This is a genomic window from Clostridium tertium (assembly GCF_902652255.1).
Lineage (GTDB): Bacteria > Bacillota > Clostridia > Clostridiales > Clostridiaceae > Clostridium > Clostridium tertium_A.
The window spans coordinates 14,452-34,646 of sequence record NZ_CACRTO010000006.1 but is presented as its reverse complement, the minus strand read 5'-3'; the positions used below and the strand labels follow the sequence as shown (position 1 = coordinate 34,646).

Sequence of the window (20,195 nt, the reverse complement as noted above, 5' to 3'; positions counted from 1 at the left end):
ATATTTTTTTATAATTCCATAAAACTATAGCTGTAAATCAGTAATTGAAAGATAAATATTTATATAAAAAGTTATGAATGTAATAACTCTAAAAACTCGGCCAAGATTTAAAATTTTAGAACTATTTTTCATACTTTATTAAAAGCAAAAAATTAAAAACAAAAAGACCTAAGCTTATTAAGATAGTCCGAGTATAAACTATGTACGCAAATATAATCTCTACATGAAAATATAATCTCTGCATACAAATATAATCATCTATAGAATTATAATTTTATATAGTTCCACAGCCTTATATTTCATAGTTAAATGACTAATCTCTTAAACTTAGGTCACGCCTGCCAAACAGTAACGATCCTACAATATTTATTTTTTATTAATACTTGATAATCTATTTAGATGTAATGTTAAGTAAAGTAGTTCATTTTCACTTACGTTCCATTTATAAGTTACTTCAAGGAACACTTTAATTTTCTTAGCACATTTGTAATCCTCAGGATACTTAAGCTTTACTATCTCTAATAAGGATGTATCAACATTTACACTTTCATTTTTTAATTGTCTTTGAATAAAGCAACGTAAATGTGAGATAAACCTTGTATAATCAAAGGAATATTCATTCATATCTATTCCATAATTGTATTTAACAATATCTAATACACTATCTATGATTTTTGTTAATAATACTGTTTCTTCCATATTATCTATCTCAAGATGAGCATTTGCAAAATGGAGTGTAATAAATGCTGCCTCTGAATCTGGAATATTCTTATTTGTTTTTTCTCTTAAATATTCAACAGCTCTTTTAGAGAATTTATATTCTTCAGGATATATCTGCTTAATTTCCCATTGAAGTGGATTTTTAAATACTAAACCATCATCTATTCTTTTAAGCATATAACTTATATGATCTGATAAAGTAATTAAAATAGTGTCACTTACTTTATATCCTAAAGAGTCTTCTCCCATTTTAATAATTTCACTTGCAAGCTCTACATCTTTCAAAGGTATTCTAGATAATAGTGTATTAAGCTCATTTAATGACTCTTCATTATTAAATATAAATCTTTTTTCTATTTTATTAGTATCTATTAAATCCCTAGGAAACTTTTGATACCCAACTCCTTTACCCATAACTATTAATTCTTCTTTAAGATCATTTACAACAAGTACAACATTATTATTAAATACTTTCTTAACACGCATATATACCTCCGAAATAATAAAAAATGACCCAAAATAGTGATATGTGTATTATAATCCCATACCATTATTTTCGGTCACGCCTGATCAATAAATACGTCAGTAACGATCCATATTAAATTCTTTTAAAAACCATTTCTTTTATCATAGCAAACTTAATTTAATTAAATTATAAATGAAAACTTATTCATTGTCAATGTAGAAAAACATCAGATAAAAAAGAAATTAATTTTATAAATTGCAATAACAAATTTAATCACTTGAAACTCTTATTATATGCATAGATAAATATAAAATTTCATCTTCACTAATTTGTTTATTTATAACGTTTTTAACATAATTTTTTATTATCCTAGTACACTTTACTTCATCTAGATATTGCATTTCAATTTGCTATAAAATTATACTTTTTCCCTTTTTCATTGATACAAAAAGGATACTATATCAAAATTATAATAGTATCCTTCTACATAACTTGTGTATATTCTGTTTTATTAATTACTAATCAACTAAGCTTCCACCATTAGTTCTTATAACTTCTTTATACCAATTAAAGCTCTTTTTCTTATAACGTTCTAGAGTTCCTGAACCATCATTTTGACGATCAACGTATATAAATCCGTATCTTTTCTTTAATTCTGCTGTAGATGCACTAACTAAATCAATACATCCCCAGCTTGTGTATCCCATTATTTCAACACCATCTTCTATGGCTTTTCCTAATTCAACTAAATGGTCATTTAAATATTTAATACGGTAATCATCTATTACTGTTTTTTCACCATTTACTTCTACTAATTCATCTACTGCACCTAAGCCATTTTCAACAATAAATAATGGTTTTTCATAACGATTATAAAAATAGTTACATATATATCTTAAGCCTTGAGGATCTATTTGCCATCCCCATTCAGATTCTTCTAAATATGGATTTTTAACTCCTGAAGTTAAATTTCCTCTTCCTTTTTCATACTTTGATAAGTCTTTAGCCGTACATTTACTCATATAGTAACTAAAAGATATAAAGTCTACTGTATTTTTTAGTATTTCTTCATCTTCTGGTTCCATTTGAATATTGACACCTAATTCCTTAAATAACTTCTTTGTATATCTTGGATACTTGCCTCTTACATGAATATCTGTAAAGAACATAAGATCCTGATCACGTTCCATTGAAGCTATCATATCATCTGGATGTGGAGTCATAGGATAATTTACTATTCCAAGTACCATACATCCAACCTTTGCATCTGGCATAATTTCATGAGCTAGTTTAACTGCTAATGCACTTGCAACTAATTCATGATGAGCTGCTTGATAGACATCTTGCTTAGTTAACTCTTCTTTTGGAGTTAATATCCCAGCTCCCATTAATGGAAAGTGTATTACAGAATTTATCTCATTAAATGTAAGCCAATATTTTACCTTACCCTTATAACGTTCAAAAACTACTCTACAATAATTCTCAAAGAACTTTATTAACTTTCTATTTCTCCACCCATCATAAGTTTTAGCCAAATGAAGTGGTGTTTCATAATGAGATAATGTCACTAATGGTTCAATACCATATTTTAAACATTCATCTATAACATTATCATAAAACTTCAATCCTAATTCATTTGGAGTTTCTTCATCTCCCTTAGGAAATATTCTAGACCAAGCAATTGAAAATCTTAATGTCTTAAAGCCCATTTCTGCAAATAATCTAATATCTTCCTTATATCTATGATAAAAATCTATTCCTACAAGCTTCAAATTTTCTTCTACTGGTCCATCTGAAATTGGACCTACTATTCCATTTGGCATTATATCTTGAATAGATAATCCTTTTCCATCTTCATTATAAGCTCCTTCACATTGGTTAGCTGCTATAGCACCTCCCCATAAGAAACCTTCATTAAATCTTGTCGCCATCAAAACTCTCCTTTCTTAATTAAGAACTCTTATTAATGTATCTTCATTCTTAATATAAGTTTTTTCAGTTCCTAATACATCCATATAATTTGCAGTATTAGTAACAATAACTGCTGTAGTTATATCATATCCAGCATTTTTAATAGCTTCTTTATCAAATTCTATTAATAAATCTCCTGCTTTAACTACATCACCTTGTTTAATGTGAGCTTTAAAATATTTACCTTCTAATTTTACAGTATCTATTCCTATATGAATTAATAATTCTACACCATTTTCATCCTTTAATCCAATAGCATGATTAGTTTTAAATAAAGATTCAACTGTACAATCAAATGGTGCAAAAACTTTTCCTACTGTTGGTATAACAGCCATCCCTTTACCCATAAGCTCTTCTGCGAATACATCATCATTCATTTCTGATAGCGGAATAACTTCACCTTCAACTGGAGTAGATAAAGCTATTTCTCCTACTATTGATTTAGCTTTAGTATCACTTTTTTCTTCAGAAACTTCTTTATTTTCTTCTTCAATATCATCAAATCCCATTATTAAAGTAACTATTGTTGTAGCAACTATTGAAATAACTATTGTAATACATGCATTTATAACATTTGACATATCATCACTAATATAAACTGGAATTGCAGCAAGTCCTGCTGTAGCTGATGCATATGTTCTAATTCCAGTAATACCAGCATAAAGACCAGCTATACCTCCACCTATCATAGATGCATATAAAGGTTTTTTAAGTTTAAAGTTTACACCATATAAAGCTGGTTCTGTAATACCCATAAATGCAGTTGTACTACTTGATATACTTAATTGCTTTAATGATTTATTCTTAGTTTTTAATCCAACTACTAAAGCTGATGTTGCTTGAGCAATATTAGATGATAACATACCAGGTCCTAAAATTGTACCATATCCTAAAGTCGCATATTGAATTTGTTGGATAGGTGCAAAACAATAATGCATACCAGTCATGATAAATAATGGAGTAAATGCACCCATAATTACAGGGATAAGCCATCCAGCTCTATCATTTATAAAGTTCATTCCAATAGCAAGAATTTCACCAACATAATTACCTAAAGGTCCTAAAGCAGTAAATCCTATTAAAGAAGTTATTATTAAAGTAATAAGTGGTACTAAGAATACTTTTACTGAAGCAGGTGATATCTTCTTTGCAAATTTTTCAACATATGATTGCGCAAATACTATTAAAAGTATAGGAACAACACTTGAACCATAAGAAATCATTCTTACAGGTATTCCAAAGAAAGCAACTGGATCACCAGTATTTAAAGCTGTAAAACTTGGGTGCAGAAGTGCAGCTCCAAGTACAGCAGCTAAATAAGGACTACACTTAAATCTCTTAGCAGCTGAATAAGCTAATATAACTGGTAAAAAATAGAATACTGTATCACTTAAAAAGCTTAAATAAGCATATGTTTGAGTACCTGCATCTACTAATCCAAAAAGCTTTAATACTGCTAATAAAGCCTTTATCATACCTGATCCTGCAAGGGCTGGAATAACTGGAGTAAATATTGCTGTAATAGTACCTAAAACTTTATTTATAACTCCTGTTTCTTCATCTGCAGAATCTGAAGCTGAATTTTCTCCAAAGTTACCAAGCTTATGTATTTCATCGCAAACCTTACTTACATTTGTTCCAATAATTATTTGGAATTGTCCATTTTTATTTACTACTCCTTGAACTCCTTCAAGTTTCTTTATAGCCTCTGTATTAGCCTTGCTAACATCATTTAAATTAAATCTTAATCTAGTCATACAATTTGTAACACTAGCCACATTTTTTTCTCCGCCAACTAATTTTAATATTTCATTGGCCATCTTCTTAAAATCCATAATTTATCTCTCCTTACAAAAAACTTATAAAATTTTATAAAAAAACCTAGAGTATTAGAAATAAAATTTATAATACAAACTAAATCTATAAAAAATTTAATTTATAAATAAACTACTCTTAATACTCTAGGTCTTGCCTGCACTACCAGTAACAATCCTATTAAATAGGTCTCATTCAATTTTTACTAACTTGTAATAATTCTCTTAATATGAACAGTTAAATATACTAATTCATCTGAATTTAATTCCTTATTGTACTTATCCATAATCAACTTAGCAATTTTTAATGTACATTCATATGCTTCTGGATATCTTAACTTAACGACTTCCTCGAAATCTTCATCTCCCTCTTCACTTAAAGTACTATTTAGTATTCTATAAGCAAAAAACTTTAAATGAGTTAAGAATCTACTATAGTACAATGAATCTTCATCTATATCAATTTTAAAATGATATCTTATTACATTTAATACATTTTGAATAAATTCAGTAACTTGTATAGTATCCCTTATAGCTTCACCACCAAGTTCAGCATTTACAATATGCATTGCAATTGAAGCTGCTTCATCCTCTGGTAAAGTTATATTAAATTCTTGATTTAAAAGCTCTATAGCCTTTAAACCTATACTAAATTCTTTTGGATAGAACCTTTTTATTTCCCACAATAAAGCATTACTAAAGGGTAATCCTTTTTCTTGTCTTGCTATAGAAAAACTTATATGATCTGTTAAAGTTAAATAAATATTTTCACTTAGTTCCTCATTAAGTGTCTCTTTAGCATATTTTATAATACTCTCTGTAACCCTCATATACTCCATAGGAATTTGAGTTAATATTGAGAAAAGCTTTCCTGATACAGATTTAGATTTTAAGAAAAATTCCTTTTCTACTTTACTTTTATCTACTTTTTCACCTTTTTTCTTTTGAAATCCAATTCCTGCCCCCAAAAGAATTCTCTCTTGATTTCTTTCATTAACTGCACATATTACATTATTATTTATTATGCGTGTAATTCTCATATATAACACTCCTAGCATATATGAATTTTAAAAAGACCTAATAGGCATATAAATATAACTTATTCAAAATAAATTTACATTTATATACCTATTAGGTCTTGCCTGCTTACCAGTAACAATCCTAATTATTAACATTATTAACTTGATTAAATATTATCATACATATATAACGTTGTCAATAATTAATGTATAACGTTATCAGTAAGTATTATATAAACTTATTTATTTCCTCCTTGTAAGTTATTATTATCGTAAATTATTGAAATCAATTTAGAAAGATAGCCTATATTATTAAAACTAATTTAAAGATAATTAACGAAGATTAACATTAATTAAAATTACAATGTTCTCTATATTTTTGCAATTTCCAAGCTTTCTGATCCCTAGGGCATTATTTTTTTAATTCTAATACTTTTTCAAATGTCTAAAAAAATAAGGAATGGAAATAAAATTTCCATTCCTTATAAAACACTTATTTAGATTCATCTTCAAACCCTAATATCCATGTAGCTATAAATGCACATACAACAGATATTACTATTGTAACTGCTGCTAAATAAAAATTAGTCATTACTCCTGAGCCATCTGTAGGAATAAATGTAGGTAATGCTGCTATACCTGGAGAAACTACAGCATATTGTTTAACTTGCATTATACCTGCAAATAATCCTCCAATTCCACCACCTATCATCGCTCCAATAAATGGTTTCTTAAATCTTAGTAATACTCCAAATATTGAAGGTTCTGTTATTCCTAATACCCCAGTTAATCCTGAAGATAATGCTAGACCCCTAACATCTTGATTTTTTGATTTAAAATAAACTGCTAAAGCTGCTGCTCCAATTGCTACATTGGAAGCTAGCATTCCAGGCATAACAAATGCATCATATCCATGCTCAGCCATAGCTGCAAATACTAATGGAAATAATGCTTGGTTCATTCCTGTCATTACAAGAATTGGAGTTAAAGCTCCAATTAATCCTACTGATAACCATCCAAGCTTAGTATTAATAAATGTTAATCCTTCTGCTACATAATTACCTATTATTACTCCTAAAGGCCCAAGAGCAATTAAAGTAACAGGAGTTACTATTAATATTGTTATTAAAGGCTTTGCAAAGAATTTTATTTCTTTTGGAGTAAATTTATCTACAATTCTATCAACTAAACTCATAAATAATACACCAAGAATTATTGGGATAACTGATGTATTATAAGTCGCTTGAGTTATAGGAATTCCTAAAAAATCTAACCCTGCAACACCATCTATATTAGTATGAACAAGTATAGCTGCTAAAAAAGCTCCCATCATAGGGTTTACGCCTAATTTTCTAGCTGCACTATATCCAACATAAATTGGTAAAAAGAAAAATCCAGCATTATTTATTGTATTTAAAACAACATATGTTCCTGTGTCTGTAGCAAGTCCAAAGAAAGTTACACATATATTCAATACTGCTGATACTAGCCCAGCTGCAACTAATATTGGGAGTACTGGAACAAAAGTTCCACTTATAAAGTCAACAATAGTACCTAAAATATTCTTTTTTCCATCTTCATTAACTTTTCCACCCTTTTTAAAGTTACCTAGTTTAATAAACTCATTATAAACATTTCCAACATCAGTTCCAATAACTATCTGAATCTCTTTCCCTCTGGAAACTATCCCCATTACACCTGATATGCTTTTAATATTTTCTTCACTAATTTTTGTTTCATCATTTAAAGTCAGTCTTAATCGAGTTGCACAATGATTTACCACAGCAACATTATCAATTCCACCACATTCCTTAAGAATATTCGTTGCCATATTTTTGTAATTCATAAAATTTCCCCCTTATCGATCTACCACTCTTTACCATTAGACTTAATTAACTTTGAATACCAATAGAATGAATCCTTTTTGATTCTTCTTAAATCAAGAACATCTTCATCAGTTGTATTTACATAAACTAATCCATATCTCTTTGCCATACCATTACCAGTACTTAATAAATCTGTAAAGGACCATAGATTATATGAAATAACTTCACAACCATCCATTATAGCTAGTCCAACTTGATATATTTGATCTCTTAAGAAGTTAATACGCTCTTCATCATGTACACATCCATCTTCACCAAGAGATTCATGAGCTCCATAGCCATTTTCAGTAATCATCATTGGCAGTTGATAGTGATCCCACATATAACGTAACATATATCTCATAGCAATAGGATCAATTTCCCAATCCCAATCTGTAGTTTCAACATTTGGATTAGCCGCTAATTGATATACACCTGGGTATTTAGGATAGATAAACTGTCCCTTTACTCCATTTTTATTAAGTTGCAGTTCTAAATACTCTTCTTCTGGCTTACAATCCTTTGCCACATTACTTCTGTAGCAATTTAAAGCAAAAAAGTCAATTTTAGCTTCTTTGATTAGCTCCATATCCCCTGGTCTAATATCTGGATCTATATTATTGTCCTCCCAATATTTTTTTATAAATCCGTTATATTCCCTATGAACATATAAGTCATTCCAAACTTTTTCAGTAAGCTCTTCAGCATTCATTGCTGCTATTTGATCTTCTGGTTTACAACTTTCAGGATAAATTGGAACATATCCTGGAACTGGTCCAATCTTTCCTCCATCAACTAATTCATGGCAGGCTATTACAGCTTTAGCATGACAAAGATTCATAATATGATTAATCTTCCACTTCTCCTTTTCCCAATCATCACAGCCTTTATCTATTCCTAGCCAATTACCATAGCATATTTGCATGTTTTGTTCATTGATTGATAGCCAATACTTAACTCTATCTCCAAAAGCTTTGAAACAAACTCTAACATAATGATCAAAAGCATCAATAACAGTTCTATTTCTCCATCCTCCGCACATTTCATCTACCCAAACTGGCATATCATAATGGTATAGAGTCACAATTGGAGTTATATTATTTTTTAATAGCTCATTTATTAAATCATTATAAAACTTAATTCCTTCTGGATTAACTTCTCCATCTTCATGAGGAATAATTCTTGACCATGAAATAGAAAATCTATAAGATGAAAATCCACATTCAGCCATTAATTGTACATCTTCTTTATAATGATGATAGTGATCTGCTGCAATTGAATTATCTGCAAAAGGCTTCTTTTTCTTACTATTTAAATCTATAATTGCTGGTGTCCTTCCACCTTCTGCTACAGCTCCTTCAACTTGCCATGCTGCACTAGATGCCCCCCACATAAAATCTTTCGGAAAAATAGGATTAGTTTTGTAGTACATAAATTCTTCATTCCTTTCAATATTAATTCTTTATATTTCCATACTTTCTTACATATGCACTATAGATAATATCGAACATATAACTTATACCATACTTTTCATAAACACTTCTGCCATCATTTGATCTATCAATAGCACTTAAATGATAGACTTTATCATACCATTTTTTAAACTCTTCATTTCTATTTACAGTTACTAAAATTTTAAATGCATTACTTTGTGAAACATATTCACGAGATGCCATTGCAAAAGTTCCCATAGCAGATATAGTTACTATCATATCTCCTTTATCTAAAGTACTTATTAAAGGCTTGTCAGTATACAAATCAGAAACTATATTAATGATTTTGCCATGAAAAATCATAGATTGTTGAAATTCTTGAATTATAGACATAGCTGCTCCCGCGGTAAGAAAAACTACAGTTTTACTTTTATATATCCTATCTGCAATTTTATCAACTTCATCTACATTCATTCTTTTATCAAGCTCAACTATCATTTCATTTATTTCCCTAGTTAAAGTCTCTCTATAATTCTCCCTATTAGAGTGCTTAATATAATAAGAATATTTATCATCATATTCTTTAAAAGCAGTTTTCAAATCTAAAAAATTATCAAACCCTATAGATTTACAAAACCTTCTTATACTAGATCTTGAAACAAAACATTCTGCAGCAACATCATATATATTTAGTTCTGATAGTTGATGATAGTGCTTCAAAAAATAATGAGCAATCACATAATTTGAACTTTCTTGATGATTCTCATTTATTATTGAAAACAATGAATTCAATAAACTTAACCTATTAATATTCATAAAAATTACCTCATCCTTATAAAGTATTTTTACTACCATCTTTAATCTTATGATAACATTTTCAAGAAGGTAGTGGGGTGCAGTTTTTGCTCCCTATTTATATATTATTTAACTAACTTGAAGAATAATTAAACTATCTCAAGTTAACTTACTGATCTAAATTAATTAAATTATAATTGAATCAGAAAAAATCTTCAAAGACATATAAGATAAGCATTTTTAAAATATAAAGGAAAATAGTATTTAAGTGTTGTAAAAAGTTTATCTGAAATAGGTAATGAATTTAATATCTATAAAAGCGCTGTTTCAGCTTGGGTTCAGATAATCTTATTTATAAATATTTACCAATTAGAAATAGTTAAATCTATTTAAATCTAAATCTTAATATCTACTTAGTTCATACCAATTACTACTCCCATCCTAGCAGCTGTTTTTCTATAGATTCGTAGTCAACTTCTCTGCCTGTAAAGTTATGAAATCTTAACTTTCTAGTATCTGATTTATAAAACTTTTCCTCTTTAGAATTGCCTACTCCCCCATTGCCATTATTATTTTTAGAAATAACCTTTTGATTTAAATAAAGTTCAAACTTCTCCCCAAATAAAGTAAAAGGATTTAGGTATTGTTCAAAGTTAGTACCACTCCATTCACTAACCTTTTTATCAATAACAATTTTAAAATCCTCAGCAGTAAAGCCTTCCCTAAGCCTTGCTGTAATTAATCCAACTGTTTTTCTATTAGTAATTCTATAATTTACATTAGCTCTAATATTTAAATAATTTAATATAAACTCTAACTTATCTTTTATACTTTTTAAATCATTAGTATTTAGAGTAGTTAAGTTATTTAGTAGATTAGTCTTTGTTGTATCATTTGATGAACAGCCCCTATTCATCTCTTTAGATAAAAGGTCTTTATTATTTTGATTAGGGTATTCTGAAATACTTCTATCCTCTTCTTTATTATTAATACTATTCTTATTAATTTCAGTTAACTTATCTTGTGCTAAAGTTTGAGTTTTCTCAATACTTTTATCTGATATTGCTTGTCCTGGAGTTTGCTTTATACTTTTATCCAATATAGCTTGTCCTATTTTAGAAATGTTCTTTTCACTTAATGCTGATTGTCCTATGCTTGAATCGCTATCTTCTTTGCCTGATGATCCTCCAATTATTGAATTATCATTTTCTACTATTAGCATTTCTCCTTTAGCTTCTTTATTGAAGGTAGCTTCTCCATAATTCATTTCCTCTCTAGTCTTACTTTCATTTCTATCAGTATTATCTTCTCTATTTTTAATTAAGTACTCGAAATTCACTTGAATACTTTTTTCGGATTGCTCATCGGAGTTCTGTCCATAATCTAAAGTTTCTTCTCTTATAGTTTTTTTGCTGTTTGGATTACCTGAAATAATATTATCTTTACTATTTGAGTTGTTTAAAATACTGTTTTCTTTATTATTTAAATTTATATTACCAACCGCTTGCCCGCTCATTGAATCTATGTTACTAGTTACTTGTTCAATCCTCTCTCCTCTAACATTTGAATTTCTACCACTATCAGTTTGTCCGTCTATTGAACTCATATAACTAGTACCTTGTCCTCTTATTTCCCCTCTACTATTTAAATTTATCTTATCAATAAATTGTCCGTTTAATTTCTTTCTACTATTCTTATTTTCATCTTCTATTTTACTTAATGATCTATTTTCTGAAGTATATAAAAGATCATTAAACTTATCACCTAAGGTATAATAAGAAAAAGTTCCCCCTTCCTTTTTTGTATAATGAGCAAGAAGTCCTAAATCTCTTAATCTTAGCATCCTCATCATAATAGTTCTTTTACCTAGACCTAAGAAAGGCATTTCGTCAGAAATATTTTTATAACTTACCCAATAGTATTTAACTCCACCTACCTCTTCATAATTCATCTTCCCACTTTTCATAAAATCTTGAAAATACCTAAGTATAGCTAAATCCTTAACATCTAACTGAAGCTCCATAACCTTTTTAACTGAAAAACCTAAAAATGAAAATTGCATATTACATCCTCCTAAACATTATTTAAAATACATTGTCATTAATTAAGTATCCAGTTTTTATGGAAATTGAGAAAAAAATAAATAAGATAAAGAAAACATCTCTACCAATTCTATATCCAGGTAAGTCACTCAGATAGATATTTTATTCATCTTATTATCATATTTATATATAAATTCTTATGTAATAAAAATACCCTAGGAAATTAAAATTAGTATCTCTGACTTTTAATATCCTAAGGTATTTAATATTATTTATTCATTTATTATCTTTAATAAAGCATCTCCATATTTTTCAATCTTTATATCACCGAATCCTGAAACTTCTTTTAGCTCAACTTTATTTTTAGGCATCCTATTAATCAGTCCCATCATTTGCTTATCACTAAATATAAAATATGGTTTTGCATTTTCAGCTCTACTAATTTGCAATCTAAATAATTTTAGCTTTTTTATAAGCTCTTCATTATCTACATTATTAGTCTCAAAATTTATTTCTTTATTTTTAGATACATTGATACTTGCATCTTTATAAGCCCTATTAGTACCTTCATTAATATTAGACTTGTTACTTTTTTGAATATTAATATTAATATTAGTATTATCTTCATTATCAACATTCTTGATGTCAATACTAGCATTATTAACATCCATAGAATTATTTAAATCCATACTTTCACTTTTGCAAGAATTAAATTCTTCTAATAGTTCCCTATACTTCTTTAAAAAACTTGGTTTATTTCCTCTATGAAGATTAAGAAAGCTTTCTGCTCTTCTTTTTAAATCTTCATCATTTGAAGCTTGAAGATCTGAATCTGCATTGGACTTCTTAATGAAGTCTATTAATTGATCTGCCCTAAGTACCTTATTCTTCACTTCTTTCTTAGCAAATTTATAATTTAAATATGTTTTAGGATTAGCTAGTACAACTATAGACTTATAATTTTCATCAAAGAATTTTTCCACTAACATCTTCGTTATTATGTTACTCTTGCTATCTTTTTTAATTCTCTTTATAACATCTAAATGCCTTTGATTTTGAGTTATAGGAGAATAAATGCCTTCTTTGATATATCTTCCTTTAAAGTTATATCTACGTACAAAATTTCCTTGAGAATCAATTTCTATGTTCCCAATTAAGTTTTTACACTCTATTATAAAGGTTCTTTTTCTAGTAACTACAATATAATCAATTTGAGCTGATAAATCATCTATCTCTAAAGTAACATCATGTAATACATACATAGGCATATTACTATTCTTAAGTTCATAAGCTATATTTTTCTCTCCAAGTTCTCCCATAGTGGCTATCTTTAGTTTTTTTCTATCTTATATTTAAAACTACCTTGAGCTTTATTATATAGCTCTTGTAGTTTTGAAATATAGACTTTTAGTTCACTTTCTTCTTTAAGAAAAATTGGTTTGTCTAGTTTATTAAATAAAGCCATAGGATACCTCTCTACCATATATAAAATATGTCTATCTATAATTTATAGATAGACATATTTTATAATTTTAATTATTTATACATATTCTCGTAGTACTTCTTATAATCACCTGATGTAACATTTTCCATCCATTCTTTATTATCTAAGTACCATTTTATTGTCTTTACTATTCCTACCTCAAAAGTAGTTTCTGGATACCATCCAAGCTCATCTTTGATCTTAGTTGGATCTATTCCATATCTTCTATCATGACCTTTTCTATCTTCAACAAACTTCTTTAAGTTTTCAGTTACTTTACTGTCTACATTTTCATTAATATATTTAATAACTGTATCAACTATTTGAATGTTAGTTCTTTCATTATGTCCACCAACGTTGTAAACTTCTCCAAGTCTTCCACCATTAATAACCATATCTATAGCTTTAGCATGGTCTTCAACATATAACCAGTCTCTTATATTTAATCCATCTCCATATATAGGTAGATCCTTTAATTGAAGACAATTATTTATAAGAAGTGGTATTAACTTCTCTGGGAATTGGAATGGTCCATAGTTATTTGAACATCTTGTTATATTAACTGGCATCTTATAAGTATCTCCATATGCCTTAACCATCATATCTGATCCAGCTTTACTTGCAGAATATGGGCTATGAGGATCTAATGGAGTAGTTTCCATAAAGTATCCTGTTTCACCTAATGATCCATATACTTCATCTGTTGAAACATGTAAGAACTTAACTCCTTCTTTCCATCCATCTTCTGTTTCCCAAGCATTTTTTGCACAGTTTAATAAGTTAACTGTTCCTAAAACATTTGTTTTAGCAAATACTTCTGGTTCTCTTATACTTCTATCAACGTGAGATTCAGCTGCAAAGTGAGCAACATAATCTATTTCATATTTTTCAAATAATGAAGATACTAATTCTGCATCACATATATCTCCTTGAACAAATATATGTCTTGAATCATTTTCTATGCTTTTTAAGTTTTCTAAATTTCCTGCATAAGTTAATTTATCTAAATTTATAATTCTTATATCTTCATATTTTTTAAGCATATATAATACAAAGTTTGAGCCTATAAATCCTGCTCCACCAGTTACTAAGTAAGTTTTCATTTAATTCTCTCCCTTATCTCTTTTTAGCTTCTAGCTCGTCCACTATATCCACCAAGTATTTTCCATATCCTGTCTTCATTAAAGGTTTAGCGAGTTCTTTTACCTCTTCAGCTGTTATCCAGCCTTTTCTATAAGATATTTCTTCAAGACATGCTATGTATGTTCCTTGAGTATTTTGCACTGCTTCTACGAAGTTAGATGCTTGAAGCATTGACCCATGAGTTCCCGTATCAAGCCAAGCCATTCCTCTACCTAGCAGGTTTACTTTTAGAGTTCCTTCTTCCATATAAACTCTATTTAAATCTGTTATTTCTAACTCCCCTCTAGCTGAAGGAGATAAAGCCTTAGATTTTTTAACTACAGAATTATCATAGAAGTAAAGACCTGGAACTGCATATTTTGATTTTGGCTGTTCTGGTTTTTCTTCTAATGATATAACCTTATTATTATCATCAAACTCAACTACACCAAAAGCTCTTGGATCTTGAACATAGTATCCAAATACCATTGCTCCTTTTTCTAGCTTTGCCGCCTCTACTAAATGGTTAGAAAAACTTTGACCATAGAATATATTATCCCCTAAAATCATAGCAACATTATCATCGCCTATAAAATCTTCACCTATAATAAAGGCCTCAGCTAATCCATTAGGTTGTTCTTGTATTGCATATTCAATCTTTAATCCAAGCTCAGAACCATCTTGAAAAAGTTCTTTAAAATTAACTATATCTCTTGATGTAGATATTATTAATATCTCCCTAATTCCTGCAAGCATTAATACTGACATTGGATAATAAATCATAGGCTTATCATATATTGGCACCATTTGTTTTGACATTGACTTGGTTACTGGATACAGTCTTGTTCCTGATCCTCCTGCTAATACTATCCCCTTCAATATACTTCTCTCCTTATTCCTTTTTGCTTTCTAAGAATAAATCTTTATTAGTAAATAACTCTACTTCTTTTTTAATTTTACCTATGTCATTATCCCACCATCTAGACTTCTTAATACTTTTAATTTCATCTTCACTAAACCTATATCCGACCACTTTTCCAGGTATTCCAACAACTATAGCATAATCTGGTACATTTTTAGTTACAACAGTCCCAGCACCTATCACTGCACCATCCCCTATACTCGTGCATTTTGATAATACTATAGCATTTTGTCCTATCCAAACATCATTACCAATTACTAATTTACTTCGTTCAATCTTTTCATCTGAAACATATTTAATAGCAGGATTATAAGCAAGTGGATGTGTTGTAATAAAATCTAGTGGATGATTTGCATTAAAAATGTAAACATCTTTTGCAAATGAACAGTACTTCCCAATCTTTGTACCACTTGCAATTTTTTCACAGTTAAAGCACCCACCATAACTACCTATTCCTATCTCAATATCATACCAATTATTGTATAAATCTCTTATAGTTTTTGACCACATTTCTCCTTTTTCTAATTTACTATAAATATATATAATAAATCTTCTCATTCTATTTGACCTAATTTTATATAACATTGATCGAAACATATGTCCTCCTACAAATTATAAAACTTATATTCTTTTATTTATTATTCTTTTTATAGTCCCTAAAAATGTTCTTATCTTTTTTTTATTACTTTGATATTGAGAAGATTTTTTTATACCATTTTCATACTTAGGTACAGCTTTATTAAAAAGCTTCATAGCATTTACTCTAGAAGTTAATGTAGTTCTTCGCTCATACTGATAAGGTTGAACAAACTTTAAATTTTCCTTATTAAAAATTTCTACCTTTATTTTTTTATCACTTATTAATCTATTGATTAGGCTTTGTCCTAAGTTGTTTCTTACTACTACTAAACTTTTCCCACTACCTTCAGTAAATATAGGATACCCTTTTTCATCACAGTCCCATCCGTCACCAAAAACTAAATCTGCCGCCATACCAACTCCATCTGGACAAACTTTGCACCTTGGATGAAGATATCTATTTAATACTTTTCCCCAACTATCATCATATGGCATTTTAAATTCTTTTCCTTCTTTATTTACAGCTGTAGTAAATCCAGGCCATCCATTTCCTCTATATCCAAATTCTACAACATCATCCATTTTCAAAGAAAACTTTTCTAATATTTTCATTGTACCCTCAATACTCGGTGTACCTGCACAGAAAAATGAAATTTTATAAACTATTATATCCTTTATATCTGGATTTATTTTTTCATAATTTCTTAATGCAACTATATCACATGGACGCCCAACAAAAGCATATTTTAAATTTTTATCAAGATTCATTAAAACTTCATTTAATGGTGATGCTGGACAATATTTAGAACCTGTATTATTAATTATTTTATTTATATCATTCGTTACTACCACTTTATTTCCTAATACATTTTCCTTATCTTCCTGTATATGTATTACATAATCAACAAGATTATTTTCTATTAGATAAACTAAAGTTTGAGTTATAGTTCCTCCAGAAGAGCCTTTAAATCTAATTTCTTCATTAGAGGAGTACCCTAGATATATATCATTATAATCTCCCCATATATAATCATTTCTATTTTCATTAGCATAAGTTTTAATTCCAGGACATACATCATTTACTAAAGTTTCCTCACTAATTTCATCACTTACATGTTTATAATCATTTATAGTTAAAAACCCTTCATTGTTATAATCAATCTTTGAATCTTTTGAGAAATTAGTACAAATTCCACAACCTATACATAAATTTTTATTTACAACTTCATTAATCTTTACTAACTTCATTTTTCCTCCATCAAATTTAACTTTTCTTAATAAAATTTAAATCTTCCTTCTTTATATATCCCACTTTTATAAAAACTAATATTGAAATTAAATATATAATTCCTCCAAATATTATAAATTTTAATATTGGTGAAATTTTAATTATACTACTTATAAAATATATAGGGATAGCTATAATAGATGGAAGTAAAAATATTTTAATTAGTTTTTTATAAGGTAATACTCTTTGAATTTTTACATTAAGTCCTTTGCTTATTTTAAGTAATTGCAGATATACCATAGAATAATGAACAATAGCTGTAGATATAGCAGGACCTATTATTCCAAAAATTCTTAAAAAGACTATATTCAAAACAATATTTAATAGTATTCCTATCATTGAATTATACATTACATATTTTTGCTGTTTTATAACTATTAATATATTTCCAAACACAGTAAAGTATAAAGGAAATTTCATAAGATAAATAATAAAAATAGGAGTGCTACTTTCTACATATTTATATGAAAATATTAATTCTATATATTCTCTAGAAAATAAAAGTGCTATCCAAAATATTGGAAACATTATTAAAGCAGTCTTTTCACTAGACTCTCCCCAAATTGATAGTACTTCATTTGAGTTTTTATTTTCAGAATAACTCTTGGACATTCTTGGCAAAACAACTGATGCAATTGAGATAGTTATTATTCCAACTAAAGGTATATCAGTTGCAGCATTTGCATATGCTGCATATTGCTCTGGTGTATATCTATTAGATATAAACAAATTATCTATATATATATTTAAATTTTGTACTAACGCAACTACCCCTAAAGGTATAGCAAATCTAATTTGTTTATATAATAGTTTATATTCTATTTTAAACTTTAAAGCTTCCTTTTTCTTAATTGAAAAATACATAATTATCGTTCTTAAAAATTCTATAACTATCATACAAAAAAGTATATAGTATAAATTTCTTATCTTTATAGTAACAAATGCTAATGTCAGAAAATTTACTATAGTATAAACAATATATACTCTCCCCAGCATTACTGTATTATTACTTGATATATATAAATTCTCTAAGAAACTTGATATTATCATTATAAATATTTGTATAGCTAATAAACTTATATAGTTTAAAATATCTGGATTATTTAATAATACTGCTAATTTTTCTTTAAATATTACTATAGATAAACTACTTATAACAGCTATTGCCGATAATACAACTATTGTGTTTCCTATTAATCTTTCTTTATCTTTTCTACTCGAAGATACATAAAAGTAACTAATAGTTGTCGGAATACCTACAACGCATATAGAAGTGGCTAAATTTATAATTAAATTTACTTGTTTATATGTACCATATAAACTTTCTGTAAATAATCTAGCTATAATCATATTAAATATAAGCATAAGAACTCCTCTTATGCCTTTACTAAATGTAAGGATTAATGAATCTTTTAACACATTTCTTCCCCCATAAATTACTTTTCTTCTATTATGTCAATTATTGTTTCTATTTTTTCTTTTAATAATGGAATTTCTTTGCTTAGCTTATCTTTTATTTTCATTCTATCATTGAAATTATCTATTATAGAATTTATTATTTCATCTTCACTTTGCTCTCTAGGATCTGTTACACAATAACCTAATCCAATCTTATCCCATATTCCAATAAACTTCCTACTATATGCAATAGGGCTTGTTGGAACACATGTAGAAATAGCACCTATACATGCGTGCATTCTACTCCCTATAAAATAATCACATCCACTTATAATAGCTTTTATCTCATCTTCTCTATAATATTTATCTATTGTTTTTATATTAATTTTCAATTTAGAGTTTAAATCAGAGGCAATTTTTTTGCATATTCTAAAATCATCTTCAACTTCAAATTCTTTTGTCATAACATGAGGTATTAATATTATTTCTGTATTAGACATTTTACTGAATCTTTGAATTAATAAATCTATTAATTTCTTATAATCAGCTTTTAAGTTAAACATGTTTTTACCATTATATCCACCATTGTATAATAAAGCACTTACATTTATACCTACTTTTATATTATTGGGATTATCAATAAACTTTTCTATATTTAACTCATTATCTGGCTGCATGTAAAATGCCATGTCAGGAATAAACTTCACTTCTCTTTTTATTCCTAATTCTTCTACTGCAACTTTCTTACTTATTTCATCTCTAACAAAAACATATTCTGCCTTATTAAGTATTTTTTTTGCTGTATTTTTAACTATACTACTATTAAAAGGTCCTAACGTCTGTGGCATTATTATTAATTTCTTATTTAGCTTAATTGCCATTAATTTTATTAATGAATGTTGAATAAATCTTTTAATTCCGTAAATATCACTAAAACTATCCCCTTCACTAATATCCCAAATTTCATCACACTCTTTTATTTCTTTTATTATATAATTTTCTCCAAAAGTTTTACTTTTTATATAAGCTTCTATTAAATTCTTTTTACCACAAGGAATTTCTTTTACTAATACACTTGCATCATTATATTTAACAGTATTAGTGACAATTTCACTTACGGTATATGATAAAATAATAATCTCTGTATTTATACCAAATTTGTCAAGAATAAGCATAACTTGCCCCCTTGTTAATGCGTTTACTCCTTTATTTCCTGAATTTAGCGATGCACCTGCTAAAATTATTTTCTTCATATTATATTACTCTCCTATATTATTA

At 28.1% G+C, this 20,195-nt stretch carries 16 protein-coding genes; all 16 read right to left on the bottom strand.

The features are described from left to right. Positions 1-366 precede the first annotated feature (366 nt). Positions 367-1,206 carry a PRD domain-containing protein gene (locus GPX08_RS02350; RefSeq protein ID WP_156625067.1) on the bottom strand — a complete coding sequence of 280 codons (840 nt, stop codon included), beginning with the start codon at positions 1,204-1,206 and terminating at the stop codon, positions 367-369. Between the two features lie 249 nt (positions 1,207-1,455). Then, positions 1,456-1,587, bottom strand: a complete 132-nt coding sequence (locus GPX08_RS02345) for a PRD domain-containing protein (protein ID WP_156625065.1) — start codon at positions 1,585-1,587, stop codon at positions 1,456-1,458. A 117-nt stretch (positions 1,588-1,704) separates the two neighbouring features. Continuing rightward, positions 1,705-3,117: a 6-phospho-beta-glucosidase gene (gene ascB, locus GPX08_RS02340; RefSeq protein ID WP_156625064.1), complete on the bottom strand. Its 1,413-nt coding sequence runs from the start codon at positions 3,115-3,117 to the stop codon at positions 1,705-1,707. A 15-nt stretch (positions 3,118-3,132) separates the two neighbouring features. Continuing rightward, the gene (locus tag GPX08_RS02335; protein WP_156625062.1) at positions 3,133-4,992 is read right to left on the bottom strand and encodes a biotin/lipoyl-binding protein; all 1,860 of its coding nucleotides are present in this window, start codon (positions 4,990-4,992) and stop codon (positions 3,133-3,135) included. A 185-nt stretch (positions 4,993-5,177) separates the two neighbouring features. Next, the gene (locus GPX08_RS02330) at positions 5,178-6,011 is read right to left on the bottom strand and encodes a PRD domain-containing protein (protein ID WP_156625061.1); all 834 of its coding nucleotides are present in this window, start codon (positions 6,009-6,011) and stop codon (positions 5,178-5,180) included. A 472-nt stretch (positions 6,012-6,483) separates the two neighbouring features. Continuing rightward, positions 6,484-7,836, bottom strand: coding sequence for a PTS beta-glucoside transporter subunit EIIBCA (locus tag GPX08_RS02325; RefSeq protein ID WP_156625060.1), 1,353 nt, complete (start codon positions 7,834-7,836; stop codon positions 6,484-6,486). Between the two features lie 20 nt (positions 7,837-7,856). Then, positions 7,857-9,287, bottom strand: coding sequence for a family 1 glycosylhydrolase (locus GPX08_RS02320; RefSeq protein ID WP_156625058.1), 1,431 nt, complete (start codon positions 9,285-9,287; stop codon positions 7,857-7,859). Positions 9,288-9,309: 22 nt separating this feature from the next. Next, positions 9,310-10,104 (bottom strand): MurR/RpiR family transcriptional regulator, encoded by a 795-nt coding sequence (locus GPX08_RS02315; protein WP_156625057.1) that lies wholly within the window; start codon positions 10,102-10,104, stop codon positions 9,310-9,312. A 409-nt stretch (positions 10,105-10,513) separates the two neighbouring features. Continuing rightward, positions 10,514-11,350, bottom strand: coding sequence for a hypothetical protein (locus tag GPX08_RS02310; protein ID WP_156625119.1), 837 nt, complete (start codon positions 11,348-11,350; stop codon positions 10,514-10,516). A gap of 1,047 nt (positions 11,351-12,397) precedes the next feature. Continuing rightward, positions 12,398-13,444: a hypothetical protein gene (locus tag GPX08_RS02305; protein ID WP_156625055.1), complete on the bottom strand. Its 1,047-nt coding sequence runs from the start codon at positions 13,442-13,444 to the stop codon at positions 12,398-12,400. Positions 13,445-13,661: 217 nt separating this feature from the next. Then, positions 13,662-14,711, bottom strand: a complete 1,050-nt coding sequence (rfbB, locus tag GPX08_RS02300) for a dTDP-glucose 4,6-dehydratase (protein ID WP_156625054.1) — start codon at positions 14,709-14,711, stop codon at positions 13,662-13,664. Between the two features lie 13 nt (positions 14,712-14,724). Next, positions 14,725-15,609 (bottom strand): glucose-1-phosphate thymidylyltransferase RfbA, encoded by an 885-nt coding sequence (gene rfbA, locus GPX08_RS02295; protein WP_156625053.1) that lies wholly within the window; start codon positions 15,607-15,609, stop codon positions 14,725-14,727. Positions 15,610-15,622: 13 nt separating this feature from the next. Next, positions 15,623-16,249, bottom strand: a complete 627-nt coding sequence (locus tag GPX08_RS02290; RefSeq protein ID WP_156625051.1) for an antibiotic acetyltransferase — start codon at positions 16,247-16,249, stop codon at positions 15,623-15,625. A gap of 24 nt (positions 16,250-16,273) precedes the next feature. Continuing rightward, positions 16,274-17,479 (bottom strand): coenzyme F420 hydrogenase, encoded by a 1,206-nt coding sequence (locus GPX08_RS02285; protein ID WP_156625050.1) that lies wholly within the window; start codon positions 17,477-17,479, stop codon positions 16,274-16,276. A gap of 16 nt (positions 17,480-17,495) precedes the next feature. Next, the gene (locus tag GPX08_RS02280) at positions 17,496-18,956 is read right to left on the bottom strand and encodes an oligosaccharide flippase family protein (protein WP_156625049.1); all 1,461 of its coding nucleotides are present in this window, start codon (positions 18,954-18,956) and stop codon (positions 17,496-17,498) included. Continuing rightward, positions 18,956-20,170, bottom strand: coding sequence for a hypothetical protein (locus GPX08_RS02275; protein WP_156625047.1), 1,215 nt, complete (start codon positions 20,168-20,170; stop codon positions 18,956-18,958). Before GPX08_RS02275 ends, GPX08_RS02280 begins: the two co-directional genes overlap by 1 nt. Positions 20,171-20,195 lie beyond the last annotated feature (25 nt).

What these genes read in the sequence shown, in the direction of transcription:
- GPX08_RS02310 (WP_156625119.1), bottom strand. Translation starts at nt 11,350, where the DNA reads ATGAATTATGGAGAAGCTACCTTCAATAAAGAAGCTAAAGGAGAAATG.
- ascB (WP_156625064.1), bottom strand. Translation starts at nt 3,117, where the DNA reads ATGGCGACAAGATTTAATGAAGGTTTCTTATGGGGAGGTGCTATAGCA.
- GPX08_RS02345 (WP_156625065.1), bottom strand. Translation starts at nt 1,587, where the DNA reads ATGCAATATCTAGATGAAGTAAAGTGTACTAGGATAATAAAAAATTAT.
- GPX08_RS02290 (WP_156625051.1), bottom strand. Translation starts at nt 16,249, where the DNA reads ATGTTTCGATCAATGTTATATAAAATTAGGTCAAATAGAATGAGAAGA.
- GPX08_RS02335 (WP_156625062.1), bottom strand. Translation starts at nt 4,992, where the DNA reads ATGGATTTTAAGAAGATGGCCAATGAAATATTAAAATTAGTTGGCGGA.
- GPX08_RS02305 (WP_156625055.1), bottom strand. Translation starts at nt 13,444, where the DNA reads ATGGGAGAACTTGGAGAGAAAAATATAGCTTATGAACTTAAGAATAGT.
- GPX08_RS02285 (WP_156625050.1), bottom strand. Translation starts at nt 17,479, where the DNA reads ATGAAGTTAGTAAAGATTAATGAAGTTGTAAATAAAAATTTATGTATA.
- GPX08_RS02350 (WP_156625067.1), bottom strand. Translation starts at nt 1,206, where the DNA reads ATGCGTGTTAAGAAAGTATTTAATAATAATGTTGTACTTGTTGTAAAT.
- rfbB (WP_156625054.1), bottom strand. Translation starts at nt 14,711, where the DNA reads ATGAAAACTTACTTAGTAACTGGTGGAGCAGGATTTATAGGCTCAAAC.
- GPX08_RS02315 (WP_156625057.1), bottom strand. Translation starts at nt 10,104, where the DNA reads ATGAATATTAATAGGTTAAGTTTATTGAATTCATTGTTTTCAATAATA.
- GPX08_RS02275 (WP_156625047.1), bottom strand. Translation starts at nt 20,170, where the DNA reads ATGAAGAAAATAATTTTAGCAGGTGCATCGCTAAATTCAGGAAATAAA.
- GPX08_RS02330 (WP_156625061.1), bottom strand. Translation starts at nt 6,011, where the DNA reads ATGAGAATTACACGCATAATAAATAATAATGTAATATGTGCAGTTAAT.
- GPX08_RS02325 (WP_156625060.1), bottom strand. Translation starts at nt 7,836, where the DNA reads ATGAATTACAAAAATATGGCAACGAATATTCTTAAGGAATGTGGTGGA.
- GPX08_RS02320 (WP_156625058.1), bottom strand. Translation starts at nt 9,287, where the DNA reads ATGTACTACAAAACTAATCCTATTTTTCCGAAAGATTTTATGTGGGGG.